The organism is Bacillus sp. 3103sda1 (assembly GCF_024159135.1).
Classification (GTDB): Bacteria; Bacillota; Bacilli; order Bacillales; family Bacillaceae_G; genus Bacillus_A; species Bacillus_A rhizoplanae.
Map to the genome: position 1 here is coordinate 2,353,367 of NZ_JAMYWS010000001.1, position 24,531 is coordinate 2,377,897.

At 32.4% G+C, this 24,531-nt stretch carries 26 protein-coding genes; 6 read left to right on the forward strand and 20 right to left on the reverse strand.

Translation table 11 applies throughout. The features are described from left to right. Window positions 1-56 precede the first annotated feature (56 nt). From NKR74_RS11655 to NKR74_RS11665, 3 genes are all read right to left on the reverse strand, one after another. Window positions 57-422: a carboxymuconolactone decarboxylase family protein gene (locus tag NKR74_RS11655; protein WP_098310334.1), complete on the reverse strand. Its 366-nt coding sequence runs from the start codon at window positions 420-422 to the stop codon at window positions 57-59. A gap of 149 nt (window positions 423-571) precedes the next feature. Continuing rightward, window positions 572-880 carry a YxcD family protein gene (locus NKR74_RS11660; protein ID WP_098310335.1) on the reverse strand — a complete coding sequence of 103 codons (309 nt, stop codon included), beginning with the start codon at window positions 878-880 and terminating at the stop codon, window positions 572-574. Continuing rightward, window positions 868-1,320, reverse strand: a complete 453-nt coding sequence (locus NKR74_RS11665; RefSeq protein ID WP_253629652.1) for a hypothetical protein — start codon at window positions 1,318-1,320, stop codon at window positions 868-870. Before NKR74_RS11665 ends, NKR74_RS11660 begins: the two co-directional genes overlap by 13 nt. 262 nt (window positions 1,321-1,582) lie before the next feature. On the opposite strand from NKR74_RS11665, the gene NKR74_RS11670 reads away from it, so the two are divergent. After that, on the forward strand, window positions 1,583-2,344 hold the full coding sequence (locus NKR74_RS11670; RefSeq protein WP_253629653.1) for a DUF1836 domain-containing protein: 762 nt from the start codon (window positions 1,583-1,585) through the stop codon (window positions 2,342-2,344). 35 nt (window positions 2,345-2,379) lie between these two features. Here NKR74_RS11670 and NKR74_RS11675 read toward each other — a convergent pair whose 3' ends face one another. The 3 genes from NKR74_RS11675 to NKR74_RS11685 form a co-directional block, all read right to left on the reverse strand. Beyond that, window positions 2,380-2,931: an MFS transporter gene (locus NKR74_RS11675; protein ID WP_253629654.1), complete on the reverse strand. Its 552-nt coding sequence runs from the start codon at window positions 2,929-2,931 to the stop codon at window positions 2,380-2,382. Beyond that, window positions 2,928-4,364 (reverse strand): FAD-binding oxidoreductase, encoded by a 1,437-nt coding sequence (locus tag NKR74_RS11680; RefSeq protein WP_253629655.1) that lies wholly within the window; start codon window positions 4,362-4,364, stop codon window positions 2,928-2,930. Before NKR74_RS11680 ends, NKR74_RS11675 begins: the two co-directional genes overlap by 4 nt. Before the next feature lie 144 nt (window positions 4,365-4,508). Continuing rightward, complete coding sequence (locus NKR74_RS11685; RefSeq protein ID WP_098310340.1) at window positions 4,509-5,111, reverse strand: DJ-1/PfpI family protein; 603 nt, start codon at window positions 5,109-5,111, stop codon at window positions 4,509-4,511. A gap of 228 nt (window positions 5,112-5,339) precedes the next feature. Here NKR74_RS11685 and NKR74_RS11690 point away from each other — a divergent pair, with 228 nt between their 5' ends. Further along, window positions 5,340-5,903 carry a hypothetical protein gene (locus NKR74_RS11690; RefSeq protein ID WP_098310341.1) on the forward strand — a complete coding sequence of 188 codons (564 nt, stop codon included), beginning with the start codon at window positions 5,340-5,342 and terminating at the stop codon, window positions 5,901-5,903. 221 nt (window positions 5,904-6,124) lie between these two features. Here NKR74_RS11690 and NKR74_RS11695 read toward each other — a convergent pair whose 3' ends face one another. After that, the gene (locus NKR74_RS11695) at window positions 6,125-7,108 is read right to left on the reverse strand and encodes a DNA-binding protein (RefSeq protein ID WP_098310342.1); all 984 of its coding nucleotides are present in this window, start codon (window positions 7,106-7,108) and stop codon (window positions 6,125-6,127) included. 351 nt (window positions 7,109-7,459) lie between these two features. Here NKR74_RS11695 and NKR74_RS11700 point away from each other — a divergent pair, with 351 nt between their 5' ends. Next, on the forward strand, window positions 7,460-8,620 hold the full coding sequence (locus NKR74_RS11700; protein ID WP_253629656.1) for a tyrosine-type recombinase/integrase: 1,161 nt from the start codon (window positions 7,460-7,462) through the stop codon (window positions 8,618-8,620). A gap of 62 nt (window positions 8,621-8,682) precedes the next feature. Here the strand turns inward: NKR74_RS11700 and NKR74_RS11705 are convergent, their stop codons facing one another. Beyond that, on the reverse strand, window positions 8,683-8,913 hold the full coding sequence (locus NKR74_RS11705; RefSeq protein WP_098311366.1) for a hypothetical protein: 231 nt from the start codon (window positions 8,911-8,913) through the stop codon (window positions 8,683-8,685). Between the two features lie 538 nt (window positions 8,914-9,451). Further along, a complete protein-coding gene (locus NKR74_RS11710; protein WP_098311367.1) occupies window positions 9,452-10,309 on the reverse strand; it encodes a DegV family protein in 858 nt (285 codons plus the stop codon). 274 nt (window positions 10,310-10,583) lie between these two features. Between NKR74_RS11710 and NKR74_RS11715 the strand changes: the two genes are divergently transcribed. Continuing rightward, a complete protein-coding gene (locus NKR74_RS11715; RefSeq protein WP_253629657.1) occupies window positions 10,584-10,904 on the forward strand; it encodes a hypothetical protein in 321 nt (106 codons plus the stop codon). 147 nt (window positions 10,905-11,051) lie between these two features. Here NKR74_RS11715 and NKR74_RS11720 read toward each other — a convergent pair whose 3' ends face one another. The 4 genes from NKR74_RS11720 to NKR74_RS11735 all read right to left on the reverse strand — a co-directional run bounded on the left by NKR74_RS11720 (window position 11,052) and on the right by NKR74_RS11735 (window position 15,155). Next, window positions 11,052-11,759 carry a cytoplasmic protein gene (locus NKR74_RS11720; protein WP_098311369.1) on the reverse strand — a complete coding sequence of 236 codons (708 nt, stop codon included), beginning with the start codon at window positions 11,757-11,759 and terminating at the stop codon, window positions 11,052-11,054. 26 nt (window positions 11,760-11,785) lie between these two features. Further along, complete coding sequence (locus NKR74_RS11725; protein WP_253629658.1) at window positions 11,786-12,496, reverse strand: polymer-forming cytoskeletal protein; 711 nt, start codon at window positions 12,494-12,496, stop codon at window positions 11,786-11,788. A 13-nt stretch (window positions 12,497-12,509) separates the two neighbouring features. Then, on the reverse strand, window positions 12,510-13,133 hold the full coding sequence (locus tag NKR74_RS11730; protein ID WP_098311371.1) for a YhbD family protein: 624 nt from the start codon (window positions 13,131-13,133) through the stop codon (window positions 12,510-12,512). A 246-nt stretch (window positions 13,134-13,379) separates the two neighbouring features. Continuing rightward, complete coding sequence (locus NKR74_RS11735; RefSeq protein WP_253629659.1) at window positions 13,380-15,155, reverse strand: SgrR family transcriptional regulator; 1,776 nt, start codon at window positions 15,153-15,155, stop codon at window positions 13,380-13,382. Between the two features lie 100 nt (window positions 15,156-15,255). Between NKR74_RS11735 and NKR74_RS11740 the strand changes: the two genes are divergently transcribed. Then, complete coding sequence (locus tag NKR74_RS11740) at window positions 15,256-16,467, forward strand: MDR family MFS transporter (RefSeq protein ID WP_253629660.1); 1,212 nt, start codon at window positions 15,256-15,258, stop codon at window positions 16,465-16,467. A 21-nt stretch (window positions 16,468-16,488) separates the two neighbouring features. On the opposite strand, the gene NKR74_RS11745 is transcribed toward NKR74_RS11740, so the two are convergent. The 6 genes from NKR74_RS11745 to NKR74_RS11770 all read right to left on the reverse strand — a co-directional run bounded on the left by NKR74_RS11745 (window position 16,489) and on the right by NKR74_RS11770 (window position 22,202). After that, the gene (locus tag NKR74_RS11745) at window positions 16,489-16,884 is read right to left on the reverse strand and encodes a cytosolic protein (RefSeq protein WP_253629661.1); all 396 of its coding nucleotides are present in this window, start codon (window positions 16,882-16,884) and stop codon (window positions 16,489-16,491) included. A 102-nt stretch (window positions 16,885-16,986) separates the two neighbouring features. Continuing rightward, on the reverse strand, window positions 16,987-17,235 hold the full coding sequence (locus tag NKR74_RS11750) for a GlsB/YeaQ/YmgE family stress response membrane protein (protein ID WP_098311375.1): 249 nt from the start codon (window positions 17,233-17,235) through the stop codon (window positions 16,987-16,989). 189 nt (window positions 17,236-17,424) lie between these two features. Further along, window positions 17,425-18,780, reverse strand: a complete 1,356-nt coding sequence (locus NKR74_RS11755) for an FAD-binding oxidoreductase (RefSeq protein WP_253629662.1) — start codon at window positions 18,778-18,780, stop codon at window positions 17,425-17,427. 429 nt (window positions 18,781-19,209) lie between these two features. Further along, window positions 19,210-20,376, reverse strand: coding sequence for a DUF418 domain-containing protein (locus tag NKR74_RS11760; protein WP_253629663.1), 1,167 nt, complete (start codon window positions 20,374-20,376; stop codon window positions 19,210-19,212). 782 nt (window positions 20,377-21,158) lie between these two features. Further along, window positions 21,159-21,344 (reverse strand): DUF3970 family protein, encoded by a 186-nt coding sequence (locus NKR74_RS11765; protein WP_098308589.1) that lies wholly within the window; start codon window positions 21,342-21,344, stop codon window positions 21,159-21,161. A 72-nt stretch (window positions 21,345-21,416) separates the two neighbouring features. Beyond that, window positions 21,417-22,202, reverse strand: a complete 786-nt coding sequence (locus tag NKR74_RS11770) for a class I SAM-dependent methyltransferase (RefSeq protein ID WP_098308591.1) — start codon at window positions 22,200-22,202, stop codon at window positions 21,417-21,419. Between the two features lie 354 nt (window positions 22,203-22,556). Here NKR74_RS11770 and NKR74_RS11775 point away from each other — a divergent pair, with 354 nt between their 5' ends. After that, window positions 22,557-23,759 (forward strand): MFS transporter, encoded by a 1,203-nt coding sequence (locus NKR74_RS11775; RefSeq protein ID WP_253629664.1) that lies wholly within the window; start codon window positions 22,557-22,559, stop codon window positions 23,757-23,759. Between the two features lie 32 nt (window positions 23,760-23,791). Here the strand turns inward: NKR74_RS11775 and pduL are convergent, their stop codons facing one another. Further along, a complete protein-coding gene (gene pduL / locus NKR74_RS11780; RefSeq protein WP_253629665.1) occupies window positions 23,792-24,361 on the reverse strand; it encodes a phosphate propanoyltransferase in 570 nt (189 codons plus the stop codon). Window positions 24,362-24,531 lie beyond the last annotated feature (170 nt).

A 24,531-nucleotide genomic window follows, 5' to 3' on the forward strand; every position in this document is an offset into this window, starting at 1 on the left:
GATTCATTTTCATGAATGAACAAAAACTCCTTCATGAGAAGGAGTTTTTCGATCTTTCAATGCTTCTGTCGGTGTAATTCTTCCATACATTCCTGTACAAGTGTAACAGCTTGACTCATTGCAGCGCCGCCAGCAAATGCTGATGCAACGCCGCACGCTTCTAGTACTTCCTTATCAGAGCACCCTTGATCCATACAACCTTTTGTGTGATAAATTGTACAATATTCATCTTGCATAGCTAAACTAATGCCTAATGCGATTAACTGCTTTTCTCGTTTTGTTAAGGTTCCTTCCTGGAAGCAAGCTTGTGTAAAAGCGTTGTAAGCTTCAGCGATTTCTGGGATTTGCTGCGTAAACTTTCCTAATCCTTCTTTATAATGTTGTAATGATTGATATGTTGAACCTTGTTGCTGAAAATCCATTATATTCCCTCCTTTTTTATGTACTATGTTAGTATGTACGAGAAAAACAGCAGTATCCTAAATTACCATCAATTTATAACGTATATTTTCTCTTTAAAGCAAAAAAATAGCTGCTGAGAATAGTTACATCTCAACAGCTATTTTTTATATTACTCATATGAATCATTTAAATTCGCCAAAGCGATAATACCTTCTTCATCATCTAATTCAAGCTGTAATCTTGCTGCAAACGGATTAATATGATATTCCATATCAAGCCATAAGCGAAGTGCCTCGATTAAATTTGCCTGAATTAAAATTTGCTGACGTCCATTTACTTCTACTTCAGCTGAGAAGCCGTAATCGTCATCGTACATCAGTTCCACAAGTACTTGTTCCGGGGGAACTTGACGTTTTTGTGCAATATATACACAGAGTGCATTAATCAACTCTTGTTCGGAAATTTTTATCGTTTCCATGCTGCTTCTTCCACCTGTTTCTTGCGTTGATTTTTAAAATATTTGAATGCGCGAACCGCTAACATTACAATACCAGCCATTACGAACATATTAATCATAAATGCTAATACAGAACCAAGAGCTCCCATGTTAGCAAATAAGCTACCCATTAATAAACCACCAATACCACCAACTAAAAGACCTTTCATAAAGCTTCCTTTATTGCTTTTTGGTGCTGTATTTGTTGCTTTTGTTTTTGAACCTGTCGTTTTATTTGCATTTACATTAGAATCTTTTTTCTTTAAATCCACTGTTGATTTTTGTGTTTGGCCTGAACTTGGAGTATAAGATTTTTGACCAGATTTGTAAGTTTTTGCATAAGCACTATCTACTGAAATAAAACTACCAGCGGCGAAGACAAACATAAATGCAGTCAATAGTGTAACGATTTTCTTTAACATATAATATTCATTCTCCTTCTACTATAAGTATATAGTATCTATCCTTCTCTTAAACTATGAAAAAGATAGATGAACCTTAAAGTTAATAGAAAGGTTCTTATGAACTTATTATATGAACTTTTGTAATAATAATCAAGAGTTATTTCTTATGATTATTAACTTTATTCGACTACCAGAAAAATCACGAGAATACAATTGACTTTATATAAAACAATACATAATATAAGTTCATAAGAACTTTTATATTATCGGAGGTGAAAAGATGGAAACATTTCATCTCACACGAAACGAAATGGCAATGCTTCTCCTTTCTCTTAGAGGGTGGAATACAAAAAAGCCTCTTGCAATTTTACAAGAAGCTTGGACAAAGTCGCATAAAGAAGATATTGAGAGTGGTCAAAGTGTAACGGCCTTTCTTACAACTGCACTAGCACCTATTTTTGAAAAGCTTATTAAAATAGAAGAAATTGATATTGGATTCTCTTTAAATGAAATCGTCGCACTTGGAAATCAAATTGAAAACACTAATTTTTCTATTACAGCACTGCAAAACTGGGTGAAACGCGATATAAAAGAAATGATCGGTTCTCCGCAAAAAGGAAAAAAATATTCAATTGAACAAGCAGCCTTATTATTTATTGTAGAAGATTTAAAAACAGCACTCGATTTTGAGTCCATTCGAAAGTTGTTAAAGCTTATTGTGAATGATCCTGCAGATCGTACTGATGATTTAATTAATCCTATTCAATTATATGTTTTTTACTCTTCTTTATTTGAAGAACTGAATCAACAAGGTTACGTTCAATTCAATACAACGAATACGATTCGTACTATTGAACAAACAATTAAAGAAAAAGCTGATCAATTAGCAGCTAAAATTGAACATATAAACAAAGAACAACGCGAAGCAATTCGAAATGCAATTATTATTGCAACGTTATCTGTTCATACTGCTTATGTACAAAGGTTAGCGAAGCGTTACGTATCAGCTACTTTGTTTTTACAGCATTTAAATGTAAATTAAACTTTTATGTAACCACATATAACCGATAACATATGTTATCGGTTATATGTGGTTTGATTATTTGTCCGCCAAATTACGATACCGCTTATCATATATAGAATTGAAGCGACATAAAAAATAGTTCCGATGGTTAAAAAATCAACTAAGTATCCTGTTAAAATAATAGCTATTGCTGCTCCTAAGGATGTCCATATGTGATATTTTCCAATTTCATAACCAGCATCTTGACGTTCTACCTTTCGTACAAGCGATGTTTTTTCTGTATTTTTCTGCACAGCTCCTAAACACCCCATCATAATTTGCAAAATATATACATGCCAAACATCTGTAGCAATTGGAAAACATAGCATCAAAACAGCCATTGACCAAGAATATATGATTAAGAGCTTTCTATCACCGAATCGATCGGAGATTCTACCAATCAGAGGGTACACAAGAGCTGATGTTAACGCAAATAAACCGTATGCCCAGCCAAATTGTGAAAAACTGTTGCCAACGTTTCTTAGTAGTAATACATAAAAAGGAAACACCATACTTCCTGCCATCATAATGAGACTTTGTGAAACTACAAATCTTGTATATGTCATTGACCATACTCCTTGTAAAATAGATTAACAAACCGTTCTTGTGGGTCGTATTCCCTCTTTTTTTGAAAAAATTCGTTTGTAAGTGAGTAAGCTTTTTGCAATTGTTGTTTTTCTGTATAAGGATAATATGGCAAATAGTAGCTTCCATCATGTTGCAAAGTAACATTCACCATTTTCTGTATCACTTTTTTTGTTTTTTCTATTTCTTCTTCAGATCGTCCCTGATTGATAAGAAGTACAAGAGCAAACATATCCTCTTTCGCGTATGACAAAACTGCACTATCATTTTTTGTCACATATCGAATAGTAACATTAAGAAGATTTAATTCTTCTTGTTCTAATACTTTTCTGAGGTCATCTATATACGAAGAAAAGTGATTAACAGGAATAAAGTACTCTTGTAAAATTTCTGTATGATTCGGATTTTCATATTCCATGAATGCACTATCTGATCGCATTACATTATTACGAGTTTCATAAGATCCATCCGTACGTTCAAAATATTTTTTTTGGATATTCCAAAACATCGTTTTTCCCCAGTCGCTGTACCTAGATAATCCAAGAAAAAACTTTGGAAGTACAACATTTGTTTCTTCTTTTAAAGTAATATATTGTTCTCGATTCTCTTGATTCGTAGCGAGAACGTAATTTGTCACATACATCTCACGTAAAAATGAATCTGGCGCGACAGAAATACGAGCTAAATGCATCCTCACTTGTTCATCACCCTCAACATGCTCCTTGAAATAAGAAGTATATTGGTGATAATCTAACGTTTTAGTTCGTATTTGGTACAGTTCATCTTCTGCTAACTTTAGTGTTACATCTAGAATGACTCCAAATAGACCGTATCCACCTATTACTAAAGAGAATAGTTCTGCATTTTCATTTCTACTTACATTTTTAATTACGCCGTCTGCCATTAATAAACGAAATGAATCAACTGTATCTATAAGTGCATCATGCCGAATATCCCTTCCGTGTACATTTGCACTTAAAGAACCACCGATGGTGAAGATATTTTGTGATTGCATAACTTGAATGGCAAGGCCGTATGGATTAATAATTTTTTGAATGTCATTCCACGTTGCACCGCTCTGCACTCTTATTCTTTTTTGCTTCGGATTGAACTCCAATATTTTATTATAACTTTTCAGATCTAAAACAGTGCCATTTGGATAATATGTATGACCGCCTTGACTATGCTGCATCCCAGCAATAGAGAGTTTTTCATTTGAAGTATTTGCATCTCGAACCAATTGTTGCAGCTTTTTTTCATCGTCAACACTCTCTATTCGTTTAACCTTTGTCGGAAGTAATCGTCCTGAATCTGTTATAACAGGCTGAGTAAGTTGTTGCTTATACGTATGTACTGATACAGTTAGTAAGGTAGTGTATATGGCTAAAGAAATTATTATTTTACCTCTTTTCAATTTATCCTCTCCCTTCAAATAAAGTGTAATATTACACTTTTTATTGAGATTATACCATTTAATTTCAAGATTATAAATAAAAAAATCAGTACTTTATTATAAAGTGCTGATTTTTCCTAAAAATTCAATTCTTTATTCAAGGATTTAAATCCTTTTCCATACTGTCCCTCTTTTTTCATACTCTAGTCTTCTTTCGACTGAATAAGCTACTTCAGAATTTACAAAGCGTTCAATGAGCCATATAGCTAAATCGACACCTGAAGTTACTCCTCTTGCTGTAATAATATCATGATCATCAACAATTCTGGCACTTAGCACTTCACATCCGTATGATGCCATTTCGTTTTTAGCAAGATGATGCATAGTGGTTTTCCGTCCTGCTGTAATTCCTGAAACAGCCATCAACATTCCGCCCGTACAGACACCAGCGATAACAGCCCCTTGCTGATAAAATTTAGCGATGAATTCAGGTAATATACCTTTATCCGCTTCTATTTTTGCTCCCTTTTCTCCTCGATGATTCCACCCACCACCAGGTACAATTAAAATATCTGGACAATTGTCTTCACTAAGAAAATCATTCACTTCGACTGTTAGGCCATAAAACCCAGTCACCGAATTCAAATTTAATGTAACCATTTTCACATCGAAATTTGCTCCGAACTCATTAGCACGTTTTAATACCTCATATGGTCCTATGGCATCTAGTTCATCAAAACCATCAAATAATACAATTTGAATATTCATCGTTTGCCCCCTAACTGTAAGCATCTGCACAATATATATTAAATGAGTTAACAGAATAATAACATAATGTTTTCTTTATCAATGTTTATAAAAAAATGTTATTTACTCTTTTACCGCAAAGATTTGTAACAACAGCGATTAACTATTTTTGTCGGACCTTCATACAGGATTTTAGTCAATCAATATTGAATTTCTAAAGGGCTTTATTTTTTTTAGGAGGAATCTATCATGATGAACTATTTTTCTATAATTAGTGATTTAGTTTTTATAGATCGCAAGCACTTGTTTACAGAAACAGACATTATGCTGTATCATCCCGGTCATTTCCTAGAATTAAATGAACTTGTTGCAAAGCATTGCTCTCAAGAAATTGTAAAACATATTTTCATTCCTTCTATTTTTAATATATTTCTACAAGCAAATGAATTTGAGTATCATAGAGAAGTATTAATTCAACTAGGAGTTCCTCATGAGAAAATCCAACCGATTACAGGAGATTTTTCTAATGTAGAAAGTGTAATAAAAAGTGCGTTTAACATAATCAATAATCAAGAAATAAGGAATGTATTACTTGCTGGAAAAAGTTTTTTCTGTCGAAGATTTTTATTACTTGCCTCACTATATGCTGCGGAAGATAAAATCTTAGATGTTCTTCCACTGCAAGATCAACGACAAATTAATCGCGATACTTGGCACACAAGTGAAAAAGGAAGACAAAGAATCACAAATGAAATTAAACAATATCACGAAATTACAGAAAGACATCCTTTTCTTTTTCACTCAAAATTCTAACACATAAAATTATTATGTAAACTATATGTGGGAAAATAGGACCTAAATATATCCAAATGAATCTAAGGATTCTTTGAGCCTCTGTATAGAATTTCATATATTATAGGTACAATATCATTACCACTTATATAAAACCCTCTAAAAAAGGAATCTGAAAGGCCGTTTTTTAGATACCTTAAAAATTTTTGTATATTAAAAGACTTATCTACATGATAAGTCTTTTAATATTTCATTATATGCCGATCCAATTTTTCTCGAATTGCTGAAGTAATAAATTCTTCTATTGAAATCTTTTCTTCATTTACAATATTTGAGATAGACTGATACTCAGATGAAGATAATACTATGCTTTTCGTAACACTATTGCTGTCTAAGTAAATACTATTATTTAGACGTTTTGCTAATTTTCCTTCTATTATATATGGCATAAGAGAGTCAATCCACTCTTGTTGAAACTGCATAGGAACTTGAATGAGTGATTGGCGAATTTCAACGATCCAAAAATTGTGTTCTTCGGAAATTCGAAGATTTCGTGGAGATACATATTGCAATAAGTAATCCATTCGCTGAAAAATATCACTTCGTAAATGATGTGTTTTTAGAAAACGAAACTTTACAAATTTTTGATGATGACTCCTCGGTTTATCTGATAATTGATATGCTGGAAAAAAGCCACTTTCTTTCGCCTCTTGCAGTGTCATATCATTTCCAAATTCATCTGTTACTATAATATTTCCTCTTTTAGGAATAGACGTTATACGAGCAATTGTATTTCCTTGTATAAATTTTTGAAATAAAACAACATTATATTTTCGAGAATATGTATAAAGAGCATTGGCGTCATCTAATCTTTCAGCTAATTGTTTTACCTCTTCCTCTTGTACAAATTTTGTTTCTTTATTTCGATGTATTTGAATTGTATAGGATAACTCCCCTTCTTCGATCCATTTACATAATTGATACATACTAACATGAAACTGTTTACTTGCTTGGTTTAATGTGATTCCTTCTGTATGTAAATGTGATTGTAATACAGTAACCTCTTCTCTTTGAAACAAAAAACTCCCATCTAATCGCCAAGTATCTTTATTAATTGGAGTTAATTTATTTTCTTTCATTAATTTTTTAAATGTGAAATTTGTAATACGTAAATACTCTTTTACCTCATTTGTATCCATATATTGTTCATATGTATGCTCGTACATGCAAATAAATCCTTTCTATTTAAATCTAATTATATTTTATATAAAAATATAATTTAAAATAATAACGAAATAAAATGTAATTTCATTATAACATAGCTAAATAAAAAATTATAATTATATTATAAACAAATGTAATTTCTTTTAATTTTAAAAATAAAATGTGTATTGTTTTAATTCAACTCACGAAAAATAAAATTTATAAATCAATTTTAAATCATAGAAAATGTGTGATTTTCTATAGTTTACAATTAATATTGTGTTTTATATAAATGCACTTTAAAATAAATTATAGGTACACTTTAATTTGTTTCATTAAAACTACATAAGAAATACATAAGGATTTGATATGACATGAAATTTAATTTATTACCAATTTATAATCATAATTCGTTATTACACAATAAAAATAGTAAAGAAAAATTCGGAAATACGATTGCAATATGGAATGAAGATTTTTTAAAACAAGCTGAGGATCGAAAAGAGCAGAATGAACGTGAACATACATATTCATATGCGGGTTTTTCTGATGAAGAAATTTTATATTATTATTTGAATCGACAAACACATTTTGATAAAAATAAACGAGTAAAAGACACATCTCGTCTTCTCTATTCTAGAGATTTATCACAGTTTTATTTTTTTATTCGAGAACATATAGAATTTTTACAAATGGATGTGGAGAATTTCAATGTGGGTAAAGTATGGATAAATTTAAGAAAACGACATATTCGTAATTATCAAAAGTGGCTTGCTGAAGATGCAATCTCCTATCAATCTAACGAAGCATATAAACCAGCAACGATAAGTCGAAAACTACGAATTACTCGGTCCTTCTTAAAATGGTTATATGAAATTGAATACATTAAAGAGCCTCTATATATTGACATACTAAGTACAACGATAACGAAAAAACATAAACCAAGAAGAGAATTATCTTATGAAGAAGTAAAACAATTGCTGTCATATTATAAAAATAATCCTATCAATTATGCTCTGCTTTCAATATTAGCAACAACTGGACTACGTATTGCGGAAGTTGCACATGCGAAGTGGGAAGATTTAGAGTATGATACATTGCGTAATCGTTATTATTTATATGTAAATACGAAAGGTGATTCTGAACGAATTGTACCAATTAACAAAGTTGTATTTGAACGGATAATCGCTTTTCGAATCCGTCGCCGTTTGCCAACTGAGTTAGGTATTAAGCATGGTGGTACCATTTTTCAAACAAAAAATCATACAGCATATAAAGAAAATTATTTGTCTCAATATATCACCAAAATCATAAAAGAAACTAATTTATCATTTACAAAAAATGAAAAAATAACTCCTCATTTCTTTCGACATTTTTATGTTCAATATTTATATGATTATAAACAAGTACCACCACATATCATCGCAGCAGCTGTTGGTCATAAAGATGATCGTACAACAAAAGAAAATTATTTGAAGCAGAGATTAATGAAAGACCATGATGCAGGGAATTTAATTCATGAGGATGAGTTTTAACTATAAAACAGGAAGAGCATATTTTGTGAGCACTTCCTGTTTTGTAGTTTACAATAATCTTTTTATATTAAACTATATCTATTTTGTTTACGCCCTTTTCCACTCTCTTTGATTATATAAGATTTCCTAACAAGTGTTGTTAAAGAGTCTACTAATGTTTTATATGATAAATTCGACAAAACAAGTAAATCATTCGTATATAATATTCTATGTTTTTCTAATAGTAATAAAATAAGTCGTTCTGATGGTTTTAATGCCTCATCGCTTTCAAGAATAAAATCAATATTTTTCATGAACATACACCCTTAAAATAAAATTTAAACGTTATTATATTAATATTTATTATGTTAAAATTATATAATAAATTCAATGTTTTGTCGTGATAATTATTGTTTAGTAGATGATTTGGTTATAATTATTTTTTAATGAAATAATTATAATATTTTATTTTGTATTTTTATATGTGCATTCTACTGATTTTGTGCTCTTTGGGTGCAATACATCAAATCCACGATTATTAATTCTACTTATGTTCCCTTTTTCTTGCTGTAAAGAGAATGTGTTCATTTCTTTAATAAGTTGATTTCCTTTTTAAAGAAAAAGAATAGAACTATTCGTTCTCAACGAATAAGTAGTATCAACTTTCATTATTAGCTCGATTGTTTGCAGCAAATTGGAAATAAGTAAAAACATCACGGCACATACCATGAAAAAATTTTCAGGATTTTCCCATCCTCACATAAAATATAATTAACATATAAGAGTTTGGAAATTAGTAATTTTTCATAATAAAAAAGAAAATGCCTCTTATTTTAAGAGACATTTTCTTTTTTACACTTCATTTAAGAAAAATATAGCTAATGTTCCCGGACCAGCATGAGCTCCAACAGCTGCACCAATTGAATTTACTACAAATACTTTACATCCAAATTTTTGAGTAATCATTTCTGTTAGTATGTTTACACTTTCTAAATCATCACCGTGTGAAATTCCAATTGTTTGATTTTTAAGATCTTTCCCTCTTGTTTCCATAATATCTACTATACGCTGAAACACTTTCTTCCGGCCACGTATTTTTTCAAGTGGAATGAGTTTTCCATCTTCTACATTTAAAATAGGTTTAATATTTAACAAGCCACCTATAAATCCTGCTACTTTGCTTAATCGTCCACCACGAACTAAATATTGTAAGTCTGCAACAGTAAATATGTGTTCCATATGTTCCGTCATGAAATCGATACGGTTTAAAATTTCCTCTTTTGTTGCTCCGTTTTGTGCCATTTTTGCTGCTTCTAATACTACAAGTCCTTGGCCAGTTGACGCACATTTTGTATCAATAATGTCTAAAGAAAAATTAGGATAGGCTTCTTTTACTTCTTCTCCTACAAGAACAGAAGATTGATACGTACCAGAAAGTTCAGAAGTAAAAGCTAAATAAATGCATGTTACATCTTGTTTTGCGTATGTAGTGAATACTTCTTGAATTGTTTCTAAAGAAGGTAATGATGTTCTATATACTTTCCCTTCTTTCATATTTCGAAGCAAGTCTATTGGATCTAGTGTTACTCCATCTAAAAATTCATTCTCTTGTTCATCATATACACGAAGCGGAATTACCTCTATATCATAAGTATGAAGCAACTCTTTTGGTAAATCTGCCGCACTATCTGTAATGATTTTTATTGTCATTGTTCGTTAAACCTCAATTCTTTTATAAATATACATAAATTCGATTAGTCCCTCTTAAATTATATATGCAATACATGGATTAAGAAAGCGAAAAATCTTATATAAAACATTTCTGTTATATTGTATTCATGAAGAAAAACAGCAATGAATTTTTTCTAATATAAATAAAAAAAACGTTTTTTCATTTATGGCCATATTACTATTTCATGTTTTTCATAAAAAACGTTATAATAATATATAGCCTCTTAGATTAAGAAATAAAGGAGAATAAAACATGGCAAAAATTAAAGTATATCAACCAAGAGAAGAGCATGTAGATGAAGTAAAAACTATAATTGATGTTGAGGAATTAAACCCAACAGCTACTGATTTACAAAATTTATATGCATGTGTATTAGAAACTGAAGATATGTCTTTACCTGAAACCTACATTGAAGAAGATATTTTAATCGACTCTGTTGAAGGAATGGTAAATGCTTCAGCAAATAAAGTGAAAAATTTAGGAACATATGATGTAATCGAAGTACATAATAAAGGTAAGAAGTTACAAATTTTATTATTAGCAGATGAAGAATACGAGATTATTGAAGAATAATTTCAGTTTAGGTTACTGAATCATTAAAATAAAAGCACTCTCTTCATATGAAGGGAGTGCTTTTCATCAATTTCATTAAAATTCCCTTTAAATCTTGAGGTAAGACGCGAAAAAAATAGCTCTTAAATCAAGTTTTTCAATGTACCACTATATTTGTTTATATTCTTTCACAATTGATCGATCTGCATTTTTGTAACTTTCGTGATATTCTACCACACTGATTTCACACTTTGGACCAATCGTAACATTGTTACCTCGAACAACATCAGCTTTTGTATATTCAAGATAAATTTCATCTCCCTCGATTATATTGGCGTGAAGATATCCTCCGTGTTTCGAGAAAGGAAAGAACGATGATTTTTTTCGAACTGTAATTTTCTCGCCTCCTATTTCTTTTACATTGCTGTGCTCATATCTTATAGTGATATTAATATTTCCAGCATTCAGCATACCTGTAATTGTAAAACCTCCATTTAATATGAAATTCTCTGCTTCTAAGTTACCTTTCACATTTATTCCACCCGTTACATCGACCTCTTCACCAGTAAAATTTTCACCAATGTCAAACATCCCTCGTACTTTTGTACGTTTCACTTCTGTCGGGCCACCAACTTCAAGATTACCGTTAACTTTCACATTTTCTGAATCCAAATCTCCACGAATTTTCGTTTCTCCAAACACAGTAATCATGTGTGCTTTTACATTTCCTTGCACTTCACTCGTTCCATACGTCTTAAACACATCGCAATCAATATCATCCAAAATCGTTCCTTCTCCGCGAATTTTGACATTTTTGTAGATACCACCTGATGAATTACCAGAACCATTTAAACTAAGGTTATACTGTTCTTTCATGCTATCTTTCCCTTTCTGTTAAAAATTTAAATTTTTCGACTTTCTTTTACGTTAGCGTTTTTATCGATTTGACAAACCCCTTTATATTCAATAAGATTAATTTTACAATTTGGTCCAACCGTAACATTGTTACCTCGAATTGTGTTCGTGTTTGTATACTCAACTATAATATTGTCCCCTTCTATTAACTCTGTTTCCATTCGAGTAGTAAACATTGTTTCGAAGAGCCAACTTAAAGCGGATTTCCTATATTTTATGTTAATCGTTTGACCGCCTATTTCTTTTGCTTTACATTCACCGTGCATATCAATAAAAATATCATCTGCACTCAATAAGCCACCCACGATAAATTGTCCTTCTGATTTGAATGTATCTACTTCACAATTCCCATCAATGATTGCTTTACCGTGAATATTCATGTCCTCACCAAATACATTTCCTCCGACTGTTCCTTTACCGGAAATTTTTATTTTCTTTACAACCGCTGCCTGTTGTATACTGCCGCTGCCTTCAATGCTCATTTGTAGAGCATCTACTTTTCCATTTATCTTTCCGGAACCACTTATTTTTACTGTCTCAGCTTTTATATCTCCATTTACATGACCAGAACCGTTACATTCGAAATCCACACATTCTAAATCCCCATTTACAGTCCCTCTTCCGTTTAATTGTACATTGCGAAACTGCCCTCCGTTCGACATTCCATGTCCATTAATTAATAAGTCATCAGTTTTCACTACTTTCCCTCCATCATAACAACTTTGTTTTTAATTCTTCTGTACAAATCACTAAAGGTAAACGTATAACAATTTTAGTACCCTGATCAAAATATAAATCCTCTACACTCGAAAGTAAGAAACATGTTGAAATACCTAACTTTCGAATAAAAATAAGTTCACCATGTTTGTTCTTCATCGTTTCATAGTGCTCATTTAAAACATGTAACATCAATTTTCCTTCTTCAAGACTTATCTCTCCAGACTGAAGTACCTTTTCCAAAATATAAATAAAAAGGATTTTTGCAAAACGAAATTTAGTCATTTCTTGATTTTGCTCTATAAAAAAACGTACAACGGATTCTGAAGCAATCCCACGTTGTACAATGTCTTCCTTTGTTAAACAAATCTCATTCACATTTGGTGAGAACATGTCCGCCAAATCATCAAGAGACAAATTTTCTTTCATCGTCTGAATTTTTTCGATTCTATCTAAAATCTTTTCCTTAGGAAAAAACGTCTCCTGCCCCGTAAACGTTGATTTTCGCACAAACCAATCTTCTGGTATTAAGTTTTTTCTTTTCCACCTATATAGCTGACCATAGGAGATTCCAGTAAGTTCTAACAAATCTTTTTTCGAAATTAAGTCCTGACTCAAAATTTTGCTCTCCCTTCTTTTTATTCAATGTAACATAACATTGTTACGCTGTAAAGATACATTATTCCATTTTTATGAAAAATAGACTAAAATCATTGATATGCTTAACCTTTATCCGCTCTATCTAATGAATAAACCCACCATTTCATCGTATGACGGTCGAAGAAATGATGGGTTATGGGCACTTTGTTTTACTACTTTGTTTTACTACTTTGTTTTACTACTTTGTTTTACTACTTTGTTTTACTACTTTGTTACGTTATTTGTATGCTTAAACCATATTTGATAAAAATTAATCCAGCCCTGGGAGTTTATTGCTACATTTTGCACTCCCTCATGCGTATGTATCGTCATATAATTTCGGTACAAAGGAATTACATGAATATGTTGTAGCAGCTCCTGTTCAGTTTCCTCTAAAAATCGCATACGCACATTCGGATCTTGCTCCTTAAATACACGTTTTAATTTCTCGTTTAAATTGAAGGAGCTATGCTGATGAAGAAAGCTATTTGTAGTTAGCAATAGATATAAATAACTTAATTCAGCATGTTCACTTATCGTAGCACTATCATGAATCAAGTCCGCTTTTTGTATTATGTGAGGTGTAAGAAGTTCATGTGCATCTAAAAAAGATATTTCTATCTTCATTCCATACTTGGCACATTCCCTTTGAATCCAATGTGAATCCTCAACATGATCTTGATCCTGAAAGGTATATAAATATAATGTTTCTCCTTTATACCCACTAATTCCTAGTAACTCTTTAATTGAACTTTCTTTATTTATTTCGATTGTTTTTCCTAATAACAGATTCGTTGCTATTTCTCCACGTTCACCTTTTAAATCATTTAATATTTGCACGCCGTTGATGATTTGTTTTAAAGCTTGCCGAAAGGCTATATGTTGCATTGGACCTTGCTTTTTTGTATTGAGTGTAATGTATGTTACGTTCGCTTCTAATTGAGACGTTTCTTTTTTAACGCTCTTTCTATCATGGTGTAAAGAACCTAACAATACTTCATAACCACTATGACTACTTATATCTTGGAAATACCAAAGTTCAATACGATCAAGAAATGGGCGCTCGCGAAAATACAAATGATTTACTTCTAAAATAAGTAATGCATCATCATTTTTAAGAAGTTTGAATGGACCTGTTCCGTTTAATATGTATTGATCATTCTCCTTCTCCTGTAATTCAGGAATAATAGAACAATGTTCTCCGCCTAAAATATGTAAAAATAATTCATTTTCTGTTTGTAAATGAATTTCAATTGTATATTCATCTACAATATGTATTTTTTCAATATCTTGCAACATCCAGAGATGAGGGTTGTCTTTTGTACTTAAAAAACGTTTGAACGTATACTTGACATCGTGTGCAGTAAACGGCTTTTGATTATGAAAATGCACTCCTTTACGAAGATAAAATGTCCATATTTTATGTATATGATTGTATTCCCAATAAAAAGCGAGACGAGGTTCTATTTCATTTGTCATTTCATTGTAATGAACGAGCGTATCACAGACGTGCTTAACAATATGACATTCAGAGCGAAGCGTAACATACATAGGATCTAGACATGTAATTGGGTTTATACGCATGTTTAATCGTAAAACATCCATTCTTCCTTTAGGTGACTGTTCAATATGGTATCCAAAAAGTGTGTCAATCCATGTTTGAAATTGTTTTAATATGTACGGAAAATACTCTGCATATGTTTGAATGAAGGCTTTTCCATTTTTAACTTCTCCTTGTTTTACAAGCTTTTTTCCTCTTTCGTAAATAAGTGCTTCAGGTTCTTGTAGAAAAGCAAGCTTAGACCGATTTCCCCTTCCGCGTCCTGGAGACCAACTAATCCATTGCATTTCTTCTAGTTTTTTTATTGTGAATTTACTATTTCGATCTGTACAATATAATGATTTTGAAATGTCTTGCAGAGATATTTCTATGTTTTCACCAAGTTCTTTTCCTTTGGCATGCTGCAGCCAAAGCCGTATGTAATGATCCAAAATTATCATACATGCCCCCCTAAAAGATGAAAAATTTCTTTGCTTCATTCTACTCTTTTTCCTCTTTCCTTTCCATCATAGAATTTCCATATAGAAAGGAGAGAATGAAATGATGACATTCGTAAAATGTTATAGTAAACCTATATGGATTCGGTTATTTGGAGAACTGGTAACGAGTACAACTGGAGCAATGCTCGCACTCATTTTTATTATATATGTAAACAAAGCATTAAACGGAAACGCCTTGTTTACTATGTTACTTTTTGGATTACAACCGCTTAGCGAAATTGTCTTTACACTTTTTGGCGGCAGCATTACAGATCGATTTGGACGAAAAATAATTATTCTAATTGGACTACTTTTACAAGCATGCGCTATGGTTGGCTTCATTTTTGCGGAATCCGTTATACCTTTTGCTCTCTTCTACATTATGAATGGTCTAGGCCGTTCTCTCTATATCCCTGCACAACGCGCACAAATTGCTGATGTGACAGAGAAAGAAAAGCAAGCTGAAGTATTTGCTCTCATTCAAACAGTTGGAGCCATCGGAGCCATCATTGGTCCAGCAATTGGATATCTATTCTACAAAGATGATCCGACCATTCTTTTTATCTTAGAGGCTGCTGCCTTATTTCTCTATTCGTTTATTGTATGGACGCAGCTCCCAGAGACAGCTCCACTTCTTCAACATAATGAATCAAAAAACACGCCTGTGAAATGGAAACATTTTCTTTCACAACATTATAGCGTGTTTGTACTTATGGTTTTTATGCTGCCTATTAGTTTTTTCTACGCACAAATGGAAACGAGTTATCGTCTTTATGCTGAAAAGGAATTATTCACTAATTTTATGTTTGTTTTTACCTTTATGGCTACATGTAAAGGGATTATGGAGATCGTTTTGCAAGTAGGAGTCGTAAAATGGGCGGAGAAATTTTCTATGCAAAAAATTATTGTTATTTCTTATATTTGCTATACGATTTCTGCGATTGGTTACGCCTACTCCCATACACTATGGTTACTATTTTTCACACTACTAATTTTAACAACTGGAGAAAGTATAGCTTTAAATTATTTGTTACGTTTTGTTTCAGAATTAGCACCGGAACATATGCGAGGGATTTATTTCTCTATTTACGGTACGCATTGGGATATTTCACGAATGCTTGGTCCCGCAGCTGGAGCGTTATTATTACAACATTTTAGCGGGAGTTTCTTATTTAATATTTGTGCCGTATTTCTTATTATTGGTGGCACCGGCCAATATTTCTTTATAAATTATATTCTTAAACAAGACAAAACAAAAAGGCTGTCCGCATAAGGAACAGCCTTTTTTATGTAATTAAGCTTCAATCTCTTTTCCATCTTCTACAATATGATACAGCAAGTGCGCTAAATGATGAATTGGACCGTATTCTTCCTCTTCTTCATCTGTTTCACCTTGGAATTCAAGATCATTTAAATACAGTGCTACAAATTCATAAAACAGCTTTAAATCGAAACCGTAGCAAGCGATTGGTTCTTCTTGATCACCTTCATATTGGAGCATTAAATATTGCTCATTACCTTCTGCATCTTCTGCATCAAAGAATACAAAAAAGCCAACATTTGTATCTAAATCAAACAGATGACGAGTTCCGCCTTCTGTTGCTTTGTTAAAGTCATCTTCATTTAACTTATAAACAGTTGTTGCTTGTGCATTATCTTCTTGATGAAAATTAACTGTAAATTTTTTCATGTTGACACCTCCAAATGGTATATCCCTAGCATAACAGATTTATTAACATTACACAAAATTAACGAAAAAGGACTGTTTACGAAAGTAAACAATCCTTTTGTTTTATTTTTTTATCATGCGAAGTATAAAGCTAGCGATAAAGATAAGTATAAGGGCACCAATTAAAGCTGGTACAATGTAAAAACCACCAATAACTGGACCAAATTTTCCAAATAAAGCTGTACCAATCCAAGAGCCGATGATGCCGGCAATTATATTACCAATAATACCACCAGGGATATCTTTTCCAATAAGTAAGCCACCAAACCATCCTAAAATGCCGCCAACAATTAATGACCATATGAATGACATGAAGTTATTTCCTCCTTATAACAATAAATATAGTTATACATGATACAAATGCGGAATTATTTATCATTAGTTATGCTACATTCTTATAGAACTATGCACTGAAGTCGCTATTTCTTTACGAAATTACATAGTTAGTATATTGACTTTTGAACATACTTTTTGGAACGAAAACTCTGTTTTAAATCATTATTAATGACATTCCGTTACTCCCTGTGGAAACGAGAATACATTTAACGGATCATATTTCTCTTTCACTTTCCGTAATTTCTTAGCATTGTTGCCATAGTAAGCTTCTTCATAATTTTTCAAACCACTATAAGGGAAGTTCACAAATGATCCTTCTGTTATTGATTCTATATATTTAAAACTCTGTTCCATCCAATTGATATTATCTTTTGCAAATTTTGCATCCTCCCATATAGTTTGAATCCCCATTATATACTTGGCATCTCGATAATAAAATGCTGTTGCTTCTTTAGGCACCTCTTTTACTTTTCCACCAAGTGCATATAGACTTACTGCTGCAAAAATACTTCCTGCTGCTCTCTCTTGAATGAGGTCAACAATGGCATTAATCTCCTGTTCGTCATAATCCTGATACACAAATCTTCCTGTAGACTTAAACATCTCTGATTCCGGATAAGATGATTGTAACTTTGTAATAGCTTCAAAAAATGTTATATATTCTAAATTCATTCTTACGCCGTCTATGTTGATTAACATTTGTAAAATTTCTTCTGCTTCTTCTGGCTTACCATAAAATATTCCTCGTCCATAAATCGCCATTTCCTCAGTTTCTGAATTATATATACTGGCACCAAGCGTAATTCTGTTATCTAGATTAATTATCCACTCTTGCCATTTATACAGAAATTCTCTGTGTGTTTCTAATAAAGCATCTGGCCAATATATTTCAACTAAAGTCACCTTATCTATTTTTGCTGGGAGTTTAAATGTCATGGATACAACAACACCAAAGTTCCCACCACCAGCTCCGCAGCCTGCCCAAAATAAATCTTTATGAGACTTTTCGTTTGCAATAATCAATCTCCCTGTATAATCTATTAATTCCAGTTCTAGTAAACTATCACATCCAAGTCCAAGGTATCTGCTCAAATATCCCCATCCGCCTCCTAATGTGTACCCACTTATCCCTACAGTCGGACAAGTCCCCCCAGGAAATGGATACCCTTTCGCAGAAATAAAATCATAGACTTGCTTATTCTTTACTCCGCCTTGCACTTTTAACGTATGCTTATTCTCATTCAATTGCATGCGATGCATTCTACTTATATCAATAACAAGAACACGATTTCCAATAGAATATCCTTCATAATGATGTCCACCTGATCGAATCCGGATTTCTATGCAATTTTTTCTTGCCCAAATAATCGCATTACTCACATCCCATTTTGTATAACAATACACAATAACTAAAGGGAATTTTTGAATTGCTTGATTCCACTCTTGTCTAGCTTCTTCATATTCTCGATCATATCTTGTAATTACTTCACCTGTTAACCCTTGGTAACTCATTTCAAGCATGATAAACATCCTTTACCTATTCCAAACAGAAGTTGTTTTCTTTTCAAAATAATATATGTCTTTTATGCATTCTGTGTTCGTTTTATTTGTTTCATTAAAAAAATGTTTTAAACTATAGAAAAAGTATTAGGCTGCTAAAAAATAGTTGTAGACTGAAAAGGTGTTGTCTGTACATGAAAGCACTTTTTGCTAGCATAAAGTATCGTAAAACCTTTAAAAGTCCCTTCAGAAGTAATGAAGGAACTTTCCATTCACATAATCAGCGTTATTTGGAGTGACTTCTCGCTAGGAAATCATACATGACAAAGATACAAGTGGCTCATTTAGCAATTAGTCTATATCTTTATTTTATTAAATTAGAAAAACAAGAATCGAGAAATCAAATTAGACCAACGATATTTAGTCTAAAACCTTTTTTAAATAGAACACTTATGCCTGCAAATCTTTTCTCGATGTTTTTTCTCTTATTAGTAAGTTAGCTAGATGCTTGCGTGCTGTTTCCATCGGTCCCATGGTAAAGTAACCTAACCATATAGTAGCAAAGAGTAGCTGCAGCAAACAGATTAATATCCAAACAAAAATGACTGTAAACGAGTTGGGGTTCCCACCAAACCCCAAGCCCCAACCATAAAACAGAACTGAACACAAAATATTTTGTAATACATAGCAGCTCAAGGACATCTTACCTGCTCTTTCTAGGAAGCTCCATAATGAAAAGGAATGGAATTTTTCAACCAATAAGCTGATTGCCCCCATGTATCCAATCGACAGAATCGGAGCAAATACATACCTTACTGGAAAATCAAAATAACCTCCGGGAATAAACAGCAATAAGTTTAGAGGTAAACCAAGAGACAGTCCGATCTTCATCATCTTTTTGCGAATGTTCCGTCCATTATCATCGTTCGCAAAAGCTCCTTTCCTCATCAGCAGAACACCTGTTAAAAATAGAAAAATATTAAAGGGAATAACAAAGATTGCTTCTGTCCGCAAATCCCAAAAATGGTTAAGTCGATATTGAACCTGTTTCAACCAAGATCCACTTTGATAAAGCTTAGTGACTTCTTGAGGTACTGCAAATGACTCACTATTTACTTGATGTCCCAGTACACCTAAGCAAACAATTAATATAAAGAAGGCATGAATCACTGCAGCACTGATCATCGTTATTCGCATCGTTTTTTCTCCTACTTTGACGATAAGAGAGACAATAATCGCGGTCATTGCATAAGACATCAAAATGTCGTACTCCAGCACCAAGGTAAAGTGCAGAAATCCTTCGAGAAGTAGAATTAAGGAGATCCATATGTATATTCCTGGCCAAGGACGGTTCAACCGTTGCGATTGCTGGTATTTTAATTCCAACCCAACGCCAAACATGATGGCTAATAAGCCAAGCAATTTGCCATTAATTAAAGCTAAAAATAAAGTTCGTAAAAAGGCGTCACCTGATAACCACCACTTGTTATGAGTAAAGGTAAATATATAATTCAAATCCCCTAAATGTGCAAAAATCCAAATATTTGTTCCTAAGGTCCCTAAAATTGCTACTCCTCGTAAAATATCTAGACTTCGAATTCGTTTACTGCTTTTCATGTTTCACTCTCCGCTTTCTTAATTTTTTCATTATCAATCACACATTTACTTTATTTGTAAAAAATACCATATATACCATAATTTCATAAGAAGCAATTAAAGATTTTATTTGTATAACGTCTACATGTGAAGTTGGCATAACATGAGTTATCGGCAGTCAATGTAACTAGAAGCTTATAAAAAAGCCCTCCAGCTAAGCGGTCTGGAGGGGGTTTCTTGTTCACATAATCAAGCTTATAGGTGGTTCTTTGTAAGTTCAATCCGAGAAATCTCTAAACCACGTTTCTAGTTCTTCAGCATCATAATACCTATTACTATCCCGAACTGCTATTTTATTAATCAACACCCACCATTTTCCAGTTACAAGTTGATCCTCTCTGCCGATAACTATCATCAACAGGGTTACTAGGGGGGGCCAATTAGGGTCACGATTTAAGTGAATGTAGGTCCTGAATTGTCCTTATTGCCCGTATAAAAATCGTATATCTACTATTTAGTCTAATACTTTGTTTTAATAAAAATTTTCTTCATGAAAGAAAATTAGTCATCAGTCTAAATCTTTATTTTACTAAAGTAGAAAAATAGGAATAGGGAAATCTAATTAGACCAACGATGCTCCGTCTAAAACATTTTTATAACAGGTCAGTATTTACACTTGAACATGTTGCATTCATGCTCTCATGGGCTATTCATCAAGTTAATAAGCTATAAGTGTAGTTTTTCTCTTTCTCATGCGAAATAAAATAACCAATCCTAAATTGGCTTGGTTATTTTGTAGTCTATTATTTTATTTGTTCTTTTTGCTTATATGTTAAATACGCTAAAACACTCTTGCTATTTGTATACTTCGGATTATTTCCTTTCCGGGGTTCACGAGAATGTGTTTTTTCATATCCAGGTACCTCAGGCATATCTTTTAAAAATTGCATAACTTCAGCTTCTGTTCCTTCAATACGTACACGAATCATTATTGTTGCTCCTTACTATATATGTTTTACTCTACCAAGTATATCGACTACTACAAATCCCGCAAGTATGAATTATCTTTTTAAGGTAAATGATTTTCTAGCAACGAACAAAGTCATTTCTGTATAAAAAGACTGTATTTCATTCTTTTCTATTGTGATATGAAACCATTCTTGTATTTCTTTAGGAGCTTTTATCATATAGTGTGTTAATTCATCTCTTTCATTTTTAGGAACATTCATCATATCACACCACCATTCAAACTTAAATTCTTTATCAAAAGTGGTATATGATTGTACCTGTAAACCATTTCTTTCTAATAACGATATCCATTCTGTCTTTTTATAAGCACGTTGGTGACTTGGATCACGCTTTTTCTCTAAAAAGTTATAAAAAACATCGTATTCTTCAACTTCTGGAGCAACATTATCAATAAGAAGAAACAGACCATGTTTTTCTAATGTTCGATGTACTTCCGTAACGAATCGATCAATGTTGGTAAAATGATGTGCAGCAATGCGGCACGTAATGGTATCAAACGATTCATTTGGAAATGGTAATTTTTCTGCGTTCCCTTGTACAAATGAAACATTTGTATGTCCATTTGAATGAATAAATTGTTCTGCTTTCTCTAGCATGTTCTCCGTCAAATCAAATGCAACGACATCTTGAAATAAAGAAGCTAATGCATTTACAACGTGTCCTCCACCGGTCGCAATATCAAGAAGGCGACCATTCTTATTGTTTCTAACGTTTTCAATGAGAAATTGTAAATCCGTTCCCTTTGCATGAATTAGACTCGTTACATATTTCGTAGCATTTTGACCAAATTGGTTCACAACTAACTTTTCATTATTCATTTACATCAGCCCCTTTAATCCCCTTTTCCTTCATAAAGTTATATGAACAGTTTTAAAGTCCTGCAAAAACTAATTTTTATTTATCACATCTAGTCCTCCTATGTATACATTCATCATATTTATATACGCCTTTATCTCCTTATTTCCCTATTGATTTTATATATTAATAGTTAAATGAATCTATTTTAATCTGTCCATTTGTAACGGAAATAACTTATAAATCAAAAAAATTGAAATTCTTCTTTCAAACCCTTAATATATACCCTAACTCAAAATATACAGTTATAAGATGAAATGGAAAAAGGAGGTTTTATATACGAGTTTCACTACTATTAAAGACTGAGAGGTTATTCTATGTGGCGTAATAAAAACGTATGGATTGTTCTAACTGGTGAATTTATTGCTGGGGTAGGTTTATGGCTTGGAATTCTAGGTAACCTAGAATTCATGCAAAAGCATGTTCCATCTGATTTTATGAAATCCGTTATTATGTTTATTGGATTATTAGCCGGAGTCCTTGTTGGTCCCATGGCAGGAAGGTTTATTGACCAATATTCTAAGAAAAAAGTACTTCTATATGCAGGATTTGGTCGTGTATTAAGTGTTATTTTTATGTTTTTCGCTATTCATTACGAGAGTATTTTATTTATGATTTTATTTATGATCGCCATTCAAATTTCTGCAGCCTTTTATTTCCCTGCACTACAATCTGTTATCCCACTTATTGTTCAGGAACATGAATTATTACAAATGAATGGAATTCATATGAACATCGGAACAATCGCTCGTATTGTCGGTACCTCGCTGGGCGGAATCCTTCTTGTTGTAATGAGTTTAAAATATATGTATGCTTTTTCAATGGCTGCTTACGCACTATTATTCTTTTTTACTTTTTTATTAAACTTTGAAGATATGAAAACAGATATAACGAATGAAAAGAAATCACAAAATACAAGTTTTATAGAAGTGTTTCACATTTTAAAAGAAGTCCCTATTGCATTTCGCGCTCTAATTTTAAGTATTATTCCGCTTTTATTTATCGGTGGCTTTAATTTAATGGTTATTAATATTAGTGAAATGCAGCATGATACAACAATTAAAGGATTTATTTATACAATTGAAGGTTTATCGTTTATGCTCGGTGCATTTGTAATTAAACGTTTATCAGAACACGTTTCACCATATAAGTTACTGTATATCTTTTCATTTTGTATTGCTTTCTCACACTTATCTCTCTTTTTTAGTGATATAAAATGGATGACACTTGTATCTTTCGGTATGTTTGGATTTAGTGTTGGCTGCTTCTTTCCTATTATGTCAACGATTTTCCAGACGAAAATTGATAAAAGCTACCATGGGCGTATATTTTCATTCCGGAATATGTTTGAGCGTGTAATGTTCCAAATTGTCTTACTCGGAACGGGTTTCTTCTTAGATACAATCGGATTGCAATATATGGTACTTATTTTCGGTGTCATTTCTCTACTTATTATTTTAGTTTCATTATCACAGCAAAAACAACCGAGTAAAAATACTTCTCAAACAACAAATATGTAGGAGCCATCTCATGTTAGAGATGGCTTTCATTATTATGAAAGTAGTTCACCAAAGTCACCTGTCTTAATATCACCACTGTTCGCTTCATCCGTATCAATATGCATATCTAGTGCAAATGTATCTTTCACACGAACTAATACTTGATGAAAAATTAGCGCTCGATCTCCACCTACTTTAATACTCACATATTGCCCATCTTTCACTCGAAAATGTTCCGCATCTTCTGATGTCATATGAACGTGCCGCTCAGCAACAATTACCCCTTTATCAATTTGAATTTTACCATTCGGGCCGATTACAGTAATACCAGGTGTTCCATCGATATTTCCTGATGAACGAATAGGAGCATTAATTCCAAGCTTCCGTGCATCTGTTTTTGAAATCTCCACTTGTGTAAATTTGCGAACTGGCCCAAGAATTCGTACTTTCGCAATTTCTGATTTCTCCGTTTTGATGGTAACTGTTTCTGCTGCGGCGAATTCTCCTGGCTGAGAAAGTTCTTTTGCTACTGTTAACTCATAGCCATTTCCAAAATTTTTTTCCAAGTCTTCCTTTGTCACATGAATATGCCGATTTGATACACCAATAGGAATTTGCTTCATGTTTATTTCTCCTTTTGTAAATATACATTTTCTATTGTTTCCTGATTTGTGAAATTTAGTTATTAGGAGTAATAAATGTTATGAAAAAATTGTAATAGGTGTGTTTAATGATTTTTTTGAAGTAACCTTACTTTTTGAATTATATATCCAAATAAGGAATCTATATTCTA

Coding starts and splice junctions, on each gene's coding strand:
- pduL (WP_253629665.1), bottom strand. CDS start 24,361: ATGAAGCAAATTCCTATTGGTGTATCAAATCGGCATATTCATGTGACA.
- NKR74_RS11655 (WP_098310334.1), bottom strand. CDS start 422: ATGGATTTTCAGCAACAAGGTTCAACATATCAATCATTACAACATTAT.
- NKR74_RS11750 (WP_098311375.1), bottom strand. CDS start 17,235: ATGTCATTCATATGGTCATTAATTGTTGGCGGCATTTTAGGATGGTTT.
- NKR74_RS11735 (WP_253629659.1), bottom strand. CDS start 15,155: ATGATAATTTTGGATCATTACATACGGCTTTGGCTGCAGCATGCCAAA.
- NKR74_RS11675 (WP_253629654.1), bottom strand. CDS start 2,931: ATGACATATACAAGATTTGTAGTTTCACAAAGTCTCATTATGATGGCA.
- NKR74_RS11720 (WP_098311369.1), bottom strand. CDS start 11,759: ATGAAAGAACAGTATAACCTTAGTTTAAATGGTTCTGGTAATTCATCA.
- NKR74_RS11660 (WP_098310335.1), bottom strand. CDS start 880: ATGGAAACGATAAAAATTTCCGAACAAGAGTTGATTAATGCACTCTGT.
- NKR74_RS11700 (WP_253629656.1), top strand. CDS start 7,460: ATGAAATTTAATTTATTACCAATTTATAATCATAATTCGTTATTACAC.
- NKR74_RS11760 (WP_253629663.1), bottom strand. CDS start 20,376: ATGAAAAGCAGTAAACGAATTCGAAGTCTAGATATTTTACGAGGAGTA.
- NKR74_RS11695 (WP_098310342.1), bottom strand. CDS start 7,108: ATGTACGAGCATACATATGAACAATATATGGATACAAATGAGGTAAAA.
- NKR74_RS11670 (WP_253629653.1), top strand. CDS start 1,583: ATGGAAACATTTCATCTCACACGAAACGAAATGGCAATGCTTCTCCTT.
- NKR74_RS11740 (WP_253629660.1), top strand. CDS start 15,256: ATGATGACATTCGTAAAATGTTATAGTAAACCTATATGGATTCGGTTA.
- NKR74_RS11775 (WP_253629664.1), top strand. CDS start 22,557: ATGTGGCGTAATAAAAACGTATGGATTGTTCTAACTGGTGAATTTATT.
- NKR74_RS11710 (WP_098311367.1), bottom strand. CDS start 10,309: ATGACAATAAAAATCATTACAGATAGTGCGGCAGATTTACCAAAAGAG.
- NKR74_RS11715 (WP_253629657.1), top strand. CDS start 10,584: ATGGCAAAAATTAAAGTATATCAACCAAGAGAAGAGCATGTAGATGAA.
- NKR74_RS11745 (WP_253629661.1), bottom strand. CDS start 16,884: ATGAAAAAATTTACAGTTAATTTTCATCAAGAAGATAATGCACAAGCA.
- NKR74_RS11665 (WP_253629652.1), bottom strand. CDS start 1,320: ATGTTAAAGAAAATCGTTACACTATTGACTGCATTTATGTTTGTCTTC.
- NKR74_RS11765 (WP_098308589.1), bottom strand. CDS start 21,344: ATGATTCGTGTACGTATTGAAGGAACAGAAGCTGAAGTTATGCAATTT.
- NKR74_RS11705 (WP_098311366.1), bottom strand. CDS start 8,913: ATGAAAAATATTGATTTTATTCTTGAAAGCGATGAGGCATTAAAACCA.
- NKR74_RS11770 (WP_098308591.1), bottom strand. CDS start 22,202: ATGAATAATGAAAAGTTAGTTGTGAACCAATTTGGTCAAAATGCTACG.
- NKR74_RS11755 (WP_253629662.1), bottom strand. CDS start 18,780: ATGCTTGAAATGAGTTACCAAGGGTTAACAGGTGAAGTAATTACAAGA.
- NKR74_RS11685 (WP_098310340.1), bottom strand. CDS start 5,111: ATGAATATTCAAATTGTATTATTTGATGGTTTTGATGAACTAGATGCC.
- NKR74_RS11690 (WP_098310341.1), top strand. CDS start 5,340: ATGATGAACTATTTTTCTATAATTAGTGATTTAGTTTTTATAGATCGC.